This window comes from Paenibacillus sp. GCM10027630, assembly GCF_042676305.1.
Classification (GTDB): domain Bacteria; phylum Bacillota; class Bacilli; order Paenibacillales; family NBRC-103111; genus Paenibacillus_S.
On record NZ_JBHTGY010000031.1, the window covers coordinates 342,899 to 355,010 of the forward strand.

General features: G+C 46.2%; 10 protein-coding genes. 7 read left to right on the forward strand and 3 right to left on the reverse strand.

The window, feature by feature from the left end; translation table 11 throughout:
- Positions 1–258 precede the first annotated feature (258 nt).
- The 3 genes from ACFQ0C_RS15345 (at position 259) to ACFQ0C_RS15355 (ending at position 4,168) form a co-directional block, all read left to right on the forward strand.
- Positions 259–1,962, forward strand: a complete 1,704-nt coding sequence (locus ACFQ0C_RS15345; RefSeq protein WP_379367944.1) for a methyl-accepting chemotaxis protein — start codon at positions 259–261, stop codon at positions 1,960–1,962.
- Between the two features lie 172 nt (positions 1,963–2,134).
- Complete coding sequence (gene argS, locus ACFQ0C_RS15350) at positions 2,135–3,853, forward strand: arginine--tRNA ligase (RefSeq protein ID WP_379367945.1); 1,719 nt, start codon at positions 2,135–2,137, stop codon at positions 3,851–3,853.
- Between the two features lie 123 nt (positions 3,854–3,976).
- Entirely contained in the window at positions 3,977–4,168 is a 192-nt protein-coding gene (locus ACFQ0C_RS15355) for a YqzE family protein (RefSeq protein ID WP_379367946.1), read from the forward strand.
- A 72-nt stretch (positions 4,169–4,240) separates the two neighbouring features.
- Here ACFQ0C_RS15355 and ACFQ0C_RS15360 read toward each other — a convergent pair whose 3' ends face one another.
- From ACFQ0C_RS15360 to ACFQ0C_RS15370, 3 genes are all read right to left on the reverse strand, one after another.
- The gene (locus ACFQ0C_RS15360; RefSeq protein WP_379367947.1) at positions 4,241–5,233 is read right to left on the reverse strand and encodes a hypothetical protein; all 993 of its coding nucleotides are present in this window, start codon (positions 5,231–5,233) and stop codon (positions 4,241–4,243) included.
- 191 nt (positions 5,234–5,424) lie between these two features.
- Positions 5,425–6,444, reverse strand: coding sequence for a YqhG family protein (locus ACFQ0C_RS15365; protein WP_379367948.1), 1,020 nt, complete (start codon positions 6,442–6,444; stop codon positions 5,425–5,427).
- On the reverse strand, positions 6,441–8,237 hold the full coding sequence (locus ACFQ0C_RS15370; protein ID WP_379367949.1) for a DEAD/DEAH box helicase: 1,797 nt from the start codon (positions 8,235–8,237) through the stop codon (positions 6,441–6,443). The genes ACFQ0C_RS15365 and ACFQ0C_RS15370 overlap by 4 nt, the downstream gene beginning before the upstream one ends.
- A gap of 174 nt (positions 8,238–8,411) precedes the next feature.
- Here ACFQ0C_RS15370 and ACFQ0C_RS15375 point away from each other — a divergent pair, with 174 nt between their 5' ends.
- From ACFQ0C_RS15375 to ACFQ0C_RS15390, 4 genes are all read left to right on the forward strand, one after another.
- Positions 8,412–9,506 carry a hypothetical protein gene (locus ACFQ0C_RS15375; protein WP_379367950.1) on the forward strand — a complete coding sequence of 365 codons (1,095 nt, stop codon included), beginning with the start codon at positions 8,412–8,414 and terminating at the stop codon, positions 9,504–9,506.
- Between the two features lie 34 nt (positions 9,507–9,540).
- The gene (locus ACFQ0C_RS15380) at positions 9,541–10,386 is read left to right on the forward strand and encodes a lipoate--protein ligase family protein (protein ID WP_379367951.1); all 846 of its coding nucleotides are present in this window, start codon (positions 9,541–9,543) and stop codon (positions 10,384–10,386) included.
- A gap of 76 nt (positions 10,387–10,462) precedes the next feature.
- Positions 10,463–10,906 carry an Rrf2 family transcriptional regulator gene (locus ACFQ0C_RS15385; RefSeq protein ID WP_379367952.1) on the forward strand — a complete coding sequence of 148 codons (444 nt, stop codon included), beginning with the start codon at positions 10,463–10,465 and terminating at the stop codon, positions 10,904–10,906.
- Positions 10,907–11,002: 96 nt separating this feature from the next.
- Positions 11,003–11,644, forward strand: coding sequence for an NAD(P)-dependent oxidoreductase (locus ACFQ0C_RS15390; protein WP_379367953.1), 642 nt, complete (start codon positions 11,003–11,005; stop codon positions 11,642–11,644).
- The last annotated feature ends 468 nt before the right edge of the window (positions 11,645–12,112 follow it).

The following is a 12,112-nucleotide window of genomic DNA, read 5'->3' on the forward strand; positions in this document are numbered from 1 at the left end:
GCGCAGCCGCTGCAGATTAAGGCAATGCATGTGAATAATGTGAACGAGAAACGCAGTTTGTTCCGTAACGTCGGAATCACCTTCTTATCAAGGGAATATTCATTAAGTCATTATACCAATCGGCGAGGCTTGAAACGGTAACAAAGCGGTAACAGTTTTAAATAAACACAGAGGTGTGATATTTATCACAGTACAAAATTAGTTCATCATGATACTTTGTAGGTACAGCTACCTATTGTAGAGAAAAGAGGCATATTCATGAACATTAAAATGGGGATTGTAGGTAAGGTTACATGGTTGGTAGTTATAGCTGTATTGATAAGTGTATTATCACTTCTTAGTATTGGATATTTTGTGAATTACAAACAGATTGACCAAGCGGCTGGAGATGAATTAATAGGCTGTGCGAGCATTACCTCGGGACTGCTTACAACAGCAGAGATACAAGAGTTGGCACAGGGCAAAGCTTCACAGGCCTTAAAGGACAAAGTTAATTGGATTGTTAACCATAAAACTATATTTAAAAATGCTGCAATAATAAGCTTGGACGGCGTGCTGATTGTGCCTGATAAGCGTTGGGAGGAGCAGGGCTATAAAGCGGGAGATAAAATATTCATTGATCGCGATGCTGTTGATATGCTGACGGGAATGAAGCATCCTGAAGCGTCTACTGTTTACAACTTCGCAGGTATTGACCGTAAAACTGGCTATGCTCCGATCTTTGCCAATCATGACTCATCCAAAGAAATTGTGGCGCTGATGGCGATTGATTTCGACGCATCGATTATAAAGGAACGCACATTCACAATGTTGATGTTTACGATACAAACGGGAGGCATTTTTCCAGTAGTGGCTGCATTAATAGCGTATCTCTTGATCAGCAGGATGATAAAGCCTATTGGACTCGTTAGCGCCAGAGTGCAAAAAATCGCTGAAGGCGATTTGACCGGAGAGGCCATAACCAGCACAAGCAAGGATGAAATTGGCAGCCTGGTTGCTTCTGTGAATCAAATGAGTGTTCAGTTAAAACAAATGATACATACGATAGAGGATACATCCCGAGAGGTTAACCGAACATCGAAAGTGCTGTCAGGAGACGCTAATCAGACTGCAGCTTCGATTAACACGATGGTTTCAGCGATGCAGCAAATAGCAGCAGGAGCCGATGCTCAGGAGAAAGGGACTGACGAAAGCGCACGTGCGATGGAGGAAATTGCTGAAGGGATCAATGGGATTGCTGATTCAGCTATGACGATGTCGGAGATGATGGCGGATACTCTCAGCGCAGCGATAGAGGGCAGTGAAACATTGAACCGTGTTCTGAAGCAAATGGAGTCGATACATGAATCAGTAGAAGAATCGTCAGGAGCTGTCAAGGAATTATCCAGCAACTCCGAACAAATTGGCCAAATTGTGTTAGTCATGAAGGGGATTTCGGCTCAGACTAATTTGCTTGCGTTAAACGCTTCGATTGAAGCATCGAGAGCTGGCGAAGAGGGAAAAGGATTTGCAGTTGTAGCCGGTGAAATACGCAAGCTGGCCGAACAGTCGAGATTATCCTCCGAGCATATTTCTGAATTAATTGAGTCGGTACAAATCAGAATTCAGCATATGGTTGCGGCTATGGAGCGGGAAATGGTCGAAATGGAGACAGGAAAGACATACATTCACCAGCTAGCCAGCGGCTTCCAAAATATCGTAGATAAAGCGCATAAGTCGAACGGGCAGATCATGGAAATCTCGGCTATTTCCCAGCAAATATCAGCAGGCACGCAGGAGGTTGCCTCATCTGTGCATGAAACGGCGACGATTGCCAAGCTGTCATCCTTACAATCCTCGAAGGTCGCTCAGCTATCTGCAGGGCAGTTGGACTCTATGAGATTGATCACTTCGGAAGCAAGTGGGATGGAAACAATAAGCGAAGAGCTTAGCGGTGTGGTTAGGAAGTTCAAAATCTCCTAGTGCTCCTGCTTATTTGCTTGACTCGATTTTTACAGATAGCTATAATGTAACATATGTCAATGAAGGTATATTGGGACAAAAGTCTTCTGAGCACCCCGTTTGGGGTGCTTTATTGTATAAAATACCGATTGCCGATCGGCTTGATATTGAAAAGAAAAGGGGATCAACTATCATGAATTATAAAAGTTTACTCGCTTCCAGATTAGTTTCTCAGGTGGAGGGTGTTAGTGAGGATGCAATCGCTGAGCTAATTGAATACCCGCCTAATCCGCAGATGGGCGATTTATCTATGCCCTGCTTTAAATTAAGCAAACAGCTGCGTAAAGCGCCGCAAGCTATTGCGGAGGAGCTGAAGGAGCGGTGGGAGGCTCATCCGGCGTTCGAACGGGTGGAGGCAGTATCCGGCTACTTCAATGTGTATTTGAATCGCGGGCAGTTTGCTGCGGATGTGCTTGGTGAGGTTTTAGAACTGAAAGAACGTTTTGGCTCGCAAAATATAGGTCAGGGCCGGAATATAGTCATTGACTTTTCATCTCCCAATATCGCCAAGACGTTTCATATCGGCCATCTTCGTTCTACAATGATCGGGAATGCGATATATAAAATTCATGAGTTTCTCGGCTACAATTGCGTAGGGATTAACCATTTGGGTGATTGGGGAACCCAGTTCGGCAAGCTGATTGTTGCCTATAAGCAATGGGGGGACCAGGCTGCGGTCGAAGCAGAAGGTATTGATGAGCTGCAACGCTTGTATATTAAATTCCACGATGAAGCGGATAACAATCCCGAGCTGGAGACGGAAGCGCGCTTATGTTTTGTAAGGCTGGAGCAAGGGGATGAAGAAGCGTTAAAGCTGTGGAAATGGTTTGTTGAAATCAGCTTGAAGGAATTTGAGAAGATGTATGCTTTACTCGGAGTAAGCTTTGATTCTTATACGGGTGAAAGCTTCTATAATGATAAAATGGAAGCCATAATCGAAGAGCTGAAGCAAAAGAAGCTGTTGGAAGAGGATGATGGTGCGCAGCTGGTGCGGCTGGACGATTACAATATGCCACCTGCTCTTATGATCAAGAAAGACGGGGGAACACTGTACCATACTCGCGATGTTACGGCGGCCATCTATCGCAATAAAACCTATGACTTCGAAAAAGCCATATATGTTACAGATGCAGGACAAAGCTTGCATTTTCAGCAGTGGTTTAAGGTGATTGAACTGATGGGCTATGATTGGTCCAGCAAGCTTGCACATGTACCGTTTGGTAAAGTAAGTCTTGAGGGCGCCAAGCTGTCCACTCGTAAGGGGAATGTAATTCGACTTGAGGAGCTGCTAACCCAGGCGGTTGAGAAGACGCGGGAGATTATTGAGGAGAAAAATCCGAATTTGGAAAATCGGGATGAAGTGGCTCGCCAAGTCGGCGTAGGCGCCATTATCTTCAGTGATTTAAGCAATAATCGGGTCAAGGATATTGTATTTTCCTGGGAGGATGCCCTGAACTTCGATGGCGAGACGGGACCCTATGTGCAGTACACGCATGTAAGAACATGCAGCCTGCTGCGCAGAGCTAATGGCGGGGACGGCATCGAGCTGCCTGAATCAGCGGAGGCTTTGAATTTGGGTTTGCTTGAGGACGCTGAGGCGCAGGGAGTAATCAGACAGCTGTACTTGTTCAAGGAACGAGTGGAGCAGGCTATGTACAAGCTTGAGCCTTCAATTGTGAGCCGTTACTTGGTTGATCTGGCACAAAGCTTCAATCGTTTCTACCATGAGTGCCCGATTCTTGTAGATGATGCTTCGCTGCGTCAAGCTAGATTAGCACTAGTAAAAAGTGTGCAGATTACATTGCGCAACGGCCTAACCTTAATCGGAGTGGAAGCACCGGAAAAAATGTAGCCGTACATCAAACACCTGAAATTCATTTTCCCCGGAAAGTGAGCTTCAGGTGTTTTGCTTTTTTTTAGCAGAAAGGATTACCCCGCCCCAAAAGAGGTCATACTGATAGTTGGGGGGGTTACATTGGCAAAAAGCGATGAACTTGTTAAATACGTAACCGAGCAGCTGCTGCATTATATGGAAACACCTCGCGAAGTTCGAAAGCAGGCTAGAGCGAATCAGAGGGAAGTCCGGGAGCATTGGAAATACCGTTGGTTTGGCATGCTGCCAGTAGCCATTCAGATGTGGACGCAAAGCTTGCGCATAAGAAAATAAAAAGCTTCTCTTTTTAACAGGTTGATTTTACTAAAATCGACTGTTAAGGAAGGGAAGCTTTTCTATTAGGTACTAGGGATATAACTTTCCTAGCTTGAAAGCGGTGTCGTAAGGAATCGCACGCTGCCCGGCTTGTTCCAGCAACAAAAACACTTCATTGTTTGACCATTGATGGTAACCGGTTACTGCCATTGGAACGGTTACTTTATTACGGTACAATTGGGCTGTGTAGGTCAGTTTTCTTTGCAGCTCAAGGTCTTTGAGAAGCGCTGAGGTTGATTCATATTGCAATGGAGTGCCTTTCACCCAAGGCAGACGCTCATAAGGATCAAATTCGGGCAGCAGTATACTTGCGGTTATCGTATGCTCTGGCTTCAGAAGAGAAAAGAGTTGTTCTTCATTGGGTTTATCGAGTTCTTGCATCCCGGAATCAGTTGCGAGAGGGGGGAGAATCTCACCTGTCTTGCCATCAATATAATACAGATGTTCACCCGAGGTTACTTTCCAGACTGCTTGCAGGGGGCTTGTATACAGACGTTCTGCTTGGTATGAAGTATCCATAAGTTCGAGCTGTACCAGAGACTGGTACAGAGTTTGCATACTGAAAAGAGGAGTGTTTCCATTTCCGTATTCAGTTAGACGGTACTTGGTCGGATTATTAGGGTCGGCGGCATGTATCACCATGTAACCTACAGGTTTCCCATCAGATTGAAGCAGCACGATCCAACCATGTGTTCCTGGCCCAAGGGGTTGGCTTGTCCAGGTAGCTTGTTTCCATGCTTCATAGCCCGGTTTTACGGAAATGCTTTGTATCCATTGCTTGATGGCATCCATTAACGATGGAGAAGATAGGCTATTATCCGGCTGCACAGGAGCTGGCGCAGGTACAGGCACAGGCACATTCGTTGATGCGCTTGGGGCCGTAGATGCTGCAGCATTGGGTGATGATGTTACAGCTGTGGTGAGTGGTACTGAGCTGGATACAGCCGCATTTGAAAGAGGCAGAGGCAGCATCAGGCTAGTCCAAATTACGAGCGACACGAGCCATAAAGTTGATTTGATCATTCATTCACCTGCTTGTGTATGGATGTAGGGCATGAAGCTTGTTGTCTTGAAGCGTGTTCTTGTCGAGATACGCTTGTTGGACGAGCCGCTATGCCCTTATTGTATAAAATATGCCTTGAAAAGGTTGTTAGAACCTGTAAGCAATGTAAAATCATTTTGCTTCTTTTTTTGCTGCCATTTAGCGTAATTCGTCAGTTGATGGGCAAGTGACCTTTTTGAAGATGAAATAGACCGCAATTGATGACGGATATTTGGATTCGTGGTCTGTACTGCCAATCGATTTCTTGTTTGCGATTCACATATTGGGCTTCAACCTCAGACCGCTTATCCGGTTCAGCCCCTTGAATTAAGGTTTCGTAATAACCTCGGATACGGTCGATCTCTTCGGCCAGACGCAGCCCTGCTTCCTGAGCCCATCTATGGTCGTAGCCTCTTAGCAGCTGCTCTAAATATTCTTCCAAATATATAACGGCCCGCGGCAGTGTAATTTTATCCGGAATGATGAATATTTGCGCAGGCAGACGCGGAGTAAGCCGCTTAGTGAGTAGAAGCTCCTGAAACCGTTCACGGATTTGTCCGGTTTCCAGGTGGATTCCGAGAGAGTGAATCTCGCTGCGTTTCATGTCACATGCAAGCTCGACCTTGAAATTCACCTGCAGCCAATTTTCGTAAGGAATGGTTGCTGTGGATTTCTGCTCCGGCTTGAACTGCTCGTACAAGTGGACGAAACGTCCCTTGTTGCGCACTGCACCGAAGATTTGCTCGAGCCTCCGGCTGCCGAAGGTGACTTCGTCCTTGGGCACTCGTGCGACTATCTGCGTCGGCACAAAGCCGAAGTAGCGGCCAAGGATGCTGTCCGGCTGCTGCTCTTGTCCAGCGGCTCCTGGGGGCACCGGATTCGCAGCGCTGCCCGAAGCAGGTCTGGCGCTCGCAGGCACAGCCTGCGGAGGCAAGCCTGCCGCCGATGCGCCGCCTGTCTCCTGGACGGATGCTTTGTGGCCTTCCGGGTCAAAGATAAAGGTGCATGTCATCGTCTCGGGCGCTACTCCGGTTCGCTCCACGAAGCTCCAGTAATAAGGCCGATAGGTTAACTCCTTATCGGCTGAAGGAGACAGCTTGACGGTAACGTAAGCCGGGTGCTTTTCCACAATATCGCATTTCTCCGCTTCCAGGTAGCGCATTACGAATTCTTGAATTTGGGTTTGATTCATGGAAGCACCTCTCCTTGAGAGGCAGGATGTCCTGTCACGGAATCAAGCAGCGCTGCAAGCTGTGAGGGCTCCTGGGCGGTTTGCTCAACTTCAGATCGGATTGTCGAAATGGAACGGCCGAGGTCGTCCATTTGACGTCTTATATCATCCTCGCTGCGTGAGGTCAGGATCATTTTGGCCAAATGATTTTCTATGGAGCTCGTTTTCTCCAACCGCTCCAGAATCGTATCCAGCTCACCGATGACCAGCTCGAACATATTGATTTTTTCATGGAGCAAGGATAAAATATATTCCTCAATGGTACCTTGGGTGGAGAGGTTGTATATTTTCACATCATCCATTTGTCCCAGACGGTGAACACGGCCAATTCTTTGCTCAACCCGCATAGGATTCCAGGGTAAATCAAAGTTGATCATGTGATGGCAAAACTGCAGATTAATTCCTTCGCCTCCGGCTTCGGTCGCTACAAGCACTTGAGCGCGATTGCGAAACAGGTCCATCATCCAATCTTTCTTTCCCCTGTTCATACCGCCCCTATAGGGAACGGCTGTAATCTTATGCTCTTTTAAATATTGCATTAAATATTCTTGTGAGGCCCGGTATTCCGTGAAAATAATGACCTTATCATTAATATCTTTGATCAGCTCGATTACTTTCTCCGCCTTGGTGTTGGCCTTAATGCTGCGGATCAGCTCAACCAGCTCCCAAATTCGAGGGCGAAGCGGGGAATCCTCAGGCGTTTTCTTGAACATATTGACCAGCGTAATGAACACCGCATCCCGGCTGCTGCATACTTCGCGCTGCAACGTTACAAGAGACAAAATACTGCTCAGATCACTGCCGGCTTCCTCATACCTGCCTTTGACAAAGCTGGTTACACCATCATAAAGAGCCTTTTCGTCAGGTGATAGAGTAAGCGGGATATTACGTACAATTCGCTTCGTAAAGTTCACATTGCCATCGCTTCGCCGATTTCGGATCATTACTTTAGAAAGCTCCTGCTGCAGCTGATCCTCGTTTTTGGGGATTCGTTTATCCACGACAAAATTAGACTGGAAGCTGCCTTGTCCGCCAAGATGACCGGGCTTGAGCAGAGTGATGAGATTGTAAAGCTCTTTCAAATCATTTTGTACGGGTGTTGCGGTTAACAGAAGGCAGTATTTTTTGCGCAGCTCGGTTATGAATTGGTAGTTGGTAGTTTTTTTGTTCTTCAGCTTGTGGGCTTCATCTATGATGAGCATATCGTATTCCAGACCTAATACAATTTCACGGTGCGGATCACGTTTGGCTGTATCCATGGACGCAACAACAATATCATTTTGCTGCCACATGTATTCCTTTTTCTGGGCGACAGCGGGAATGCCGAACTTCTGGTTCAGCTCACGGACCCATTGCAGCACTAATGAAGCGGGAACGAGGATCAACACCTTTTTGACCAGGCCCCGGATGATGTATTCTTTTAAAATAAGCCCGGCCTCAATCGTTTTGCCCAAGCCGACCTCATCGGCCAGAATCGCTCTGCCGCGCATCTCGTTCAAAACTTTTTTCGCTGTATCGATCTGATGTGGCATAGGGGTCAATTGTTGAAGGTGTACGAGACACTGAAGCTCATCAAAGCTGGAAATAAGGCTGGACTGTTCCGCCTCGTAAGCGAGCTGGTATAAGGTCCAATCATCCCAAGGGCCGTTGCGAAGAGCTTTTGTATGCAATTCTTCAAACCACTGCCTGTCAAAATGAAGCTGAACATGATCGTTAAACGGCCGCACGTGCTCTTTGTGATCGGTTGTTTGCATAGTAGACGCTCCTTTATCGCCCTCCTTCGGGAAGGCAAGCTGGCAAACGTACGCGTGAACATCAGTAATTTTTTCATGAACGTTACTTTTAAGTATGGACGAAAAGAGGCACTTTCATAACTCGATTGAATGCATTATGATGGTTTATAGGATTGTGGAAAGGAAGGATTGTTGTTGAAAAAACGGTTCTTATGGCTTTTTCTTATTTTGCTGACTATCGCAAGCGCCGTTTATTTGTTTATTGCATTCCAGACCAAGACACATTTGATGCCCATCGATCCTGAGTCTACCCAAGCGATAGACCAAACTGGCGATATGCTGCTGGCCGATGAGTTTCAGGTGTACAGCATCAACAGCAAGACCCAATTTTCCAAGCGGATTCTGCAGACGGGGCAGCCGATAAGCAGTATCAGCTACACCTCCGGGCATACGGTGATTACCGTTTATGATGCTAATGATCCGAAAGCGTTCAAAGGCTTTTATTTGCGCAATAAGCAATCGGACAGCTTCCTTCAATATCCGACGCCGCAGCTATCTCCAAGGTTCAGTTATATATATGGTGATGTATTGTTCCTTGTTTCCGCTGATAAGACGGCCCAGAAGAACGGTGATTTTACAAAAGTAGCACTGTACGATATGTTGGAGCATAAATGGCTAAAGGAATGGTTTGTGCCGGGGAGCATCGAAAGCGTGAAGGGAAGCGGGCAGTTCGTTTACTTCGTTACTTCGAATAATACGGAGACAAGCTCTAATCTTTATAAAGCCGATGTTCTCAGCGGAGAATGGGGCAAACAAATTCAAGAAGCGCGGCGCTATCCGCTCGATCAGGTGTCGTTGGACAGCAATGGAGATGTTTATATGATGATATCAGAGCGATCCAAAAATGAATGGTCTAATAAAATATATAAGTTCAATCCAACACAAACCCCATATGAGCTGACGAAAAATTTTGTGTCCAACACTAAGCCCTACTCTTATAGTATGGTTGGGCTTCAAGGCAAAATGTTGATCCTTCGTCATGATATGTCCAATGTAAATATAGAGCTGGAGAAGCCGCTTGGGTTGTTGGATCTGAAAACACGCAAGCAAATTCATCTGGGATGGGGGCATCGGCCGGTTGATGCGGATGTGTTCTCTAATGAATTTGTGGTATTAGCCGAAGACGGAGCTTTGGCGTTTGTCGGACTGGGTGCTGCTGCTGATTCACCGTTACGTGAGCTGATCATTCCCGAGCTTACGTCGGGCAAACGAATAGCTGTGAAAAAGTAAATTCATACATTAAACGCAGACAGGAGAGTACAAAATGAAATCACAATGGAGATTTATTTCATCGGGTATGAATGACCCGGCTTATAATATGGCAGTGGATGAAGCTATTTTGACCGCACATAGCGAGGGCAAGGTTCCACCGACTGTTCGCTTCTACGGGTGGAATCCTGCAACGTTATCAATCGGATATTTTCAAAAAGCGGTTGAGGAGATCGATTTTGATCAAATAAAACAGGAAGGGTTAGGCTTTGTACGTCGTCCTACAGGCGGCAGGGCCGTACTTCATGATAAGGAACTGACCTACAGTATTATTGTTGAGGAGAGCTACCCGGGCATTCCAAGCGGTGTAACGCAAGCATACCGAGTGTTGAGCGAAGGGCTGCTGCTCGGTTTCCGTAAGCTGGGCTTGGATGCGCGCATGGTTCAGCTGGAGAGTGAGGAGGACAAAAGCAAATATGCTTCGATGGGCTCAGCGGCCTGCTTCGACTCACCTTCCTGGTACGAGCTTGTTGTCGAAGGGCGTAAAATCGCAGGCAGCGCACAAACCCGGCAAAAGCAGGTTGTTCTGCAGCATGGATCGATTTTGCTCGATATGGATGTGGATCAGTTGTTTAGAGTATTGAAGTTTTCGAACGAGCGACTGCAGGCCAGGTTAAAACAGCAATTTGTCCATAAAGCCGTTGCCATTAATGATCTTTGCCGCCATATAGGCAAGCAACCCGTTTCATTGCCAGAGGTGGAAGAAGCGTTTCGTGCCGGGATGGAAGAGGGCTTGGATATTGAGCTAGTAGAGAGCACGCTGACTGAATATGAGCAAACGTTAGTCGAGCAGTTGATCAGCGAGAAGTATGCAAACGAGGCATGGAATCTTCGGAGGTAGGCTAACTAATATTTGGATGTGCTTGACTTCTGTCCTTGGTTGTAACTATAATGATTACATCGAGAGGGTGTAAGTTATGAAGATTAGCAGTCGATTTTCCATTGGCGTTCATATATTATCACTTTTAGCTATTGCCAAGGATGCTCATGGTACTTCGGAGTGGATTGCAGAAAGTGTAAAAACGAATCCTGTTATTATTCGGAGAATTTTAGGGCAACTTAAAAAGGTTGGGTTAGTCAATGTACGTGCAGGTACCGGTGGTGCTTACTTACTGAAGGACCTGGAGGAGATTACTCTACTAGAAGTCTTTAGAGCGGTTGATGTCGTGGAGGAAGGCCAGCTTTTCCACATCCACGAGCAGCCGAATCCTCAGTGCCCTGTAGGGGCTAATATTCAAGCTGTTCTGCAGCTGTTATTAGGTCGTGCTCAAGATGCCATGGAGAAAATATTAGCTGATATTACAATGAAAGAATTAGTAACCGTGCTTGCTGAACAGATTCAGCTGTCTAAAGCGGACTAATTTTTTTTGATCATGTTGTAATCGATGTGGTTACAACGGATCTGGCGTAACACTCCTCGATATGTTATTAAAAAATTGGAAAAGGTGGAGAAGAATATGAAAATTGCATTGATGAGTGCTAGCGGAACTATTGGACAACGTATTTTAGAGGAAGCTTTGACGAGAGGACATCAAGTTACCGCCATCGTCCGCGATCCCTCCCGAATTTCTAAGCAAAATGAAAACCTGACAGTTGTAACAGGTAATATTTTCGAAGAAGCTAGTGTAGCTAAAGCAGTGGCAGGACATGATGTTGTCATTAGTGCCTTTGGGCCAGCGTTTGGTTCTGGTGAAGAGCATACTATGGTAGAAGCAACCCGAACTTTAATAAAAGGAGTTAAAAGTGCTGGCGTGGATCGGCTTCTAGCCGTAGGTGGAGCTGCGAGCTTGGAGGTGGCTCCTGGAGTACTTCTTATTGATACCCCGGAATTCCCTGAAATCGTAAAGCCTACAGCAACGGCTCATCGGGATGCACTGGATGTATATCGCCAAGAAAAAGAATTGAATTGGACGAATCTAAGTCCAGCGGCTAAGATTGCTCCAGGGGAACGCACTGGAAAGTATCGTACAGGAACGGAGCAGTTAATCGTGGATGAGAAAGGCGAAAGCTATATTTCTGCTGAAGACTATGCGATCGCGATGCTTGATGAGGTAGAGAAACCCCAGTACAGCCGTCAACGGTTTACAGTTGGATATTAAATAATTAATGAGGCTGGGGGCTGTAAGCTTGTCCCTGCCTCATTGTTTTTTAAAAGAGCATAGATGTGTTGTGTACTTGGATGCGCCAAACTTTGACAGATAGAGACAATTTCACTAAAGCGCATGTAGAGCTAAGAAAAGTGCTGCTGAGGCATGAATGCATCTTCGTCGGAGTGATAGCGAACGGTTAACTGGAATTTCTGGAGCTAATTCTCCCATTTGATCCTCGGTGAGGAGTTTAGCTGGAAAATATCCCTCTAATATTGGGGTTATTGGGTGAAATACCGCAGAAGTGTAGAATTAGCAGGAGGATTTCCAGCTAGTTGCGGTAGAAGCTCCCTTCGGGCTGGGATTAACGGGAGGATTTCAGGCTGTCGAATTAAGCGCTTTCAATATCTCTCAAATTTTAATCCATACACCCTATTTCTCAATAGTGTTCTCGCAAAGCTCAATCTAGGTGTTAAAAGC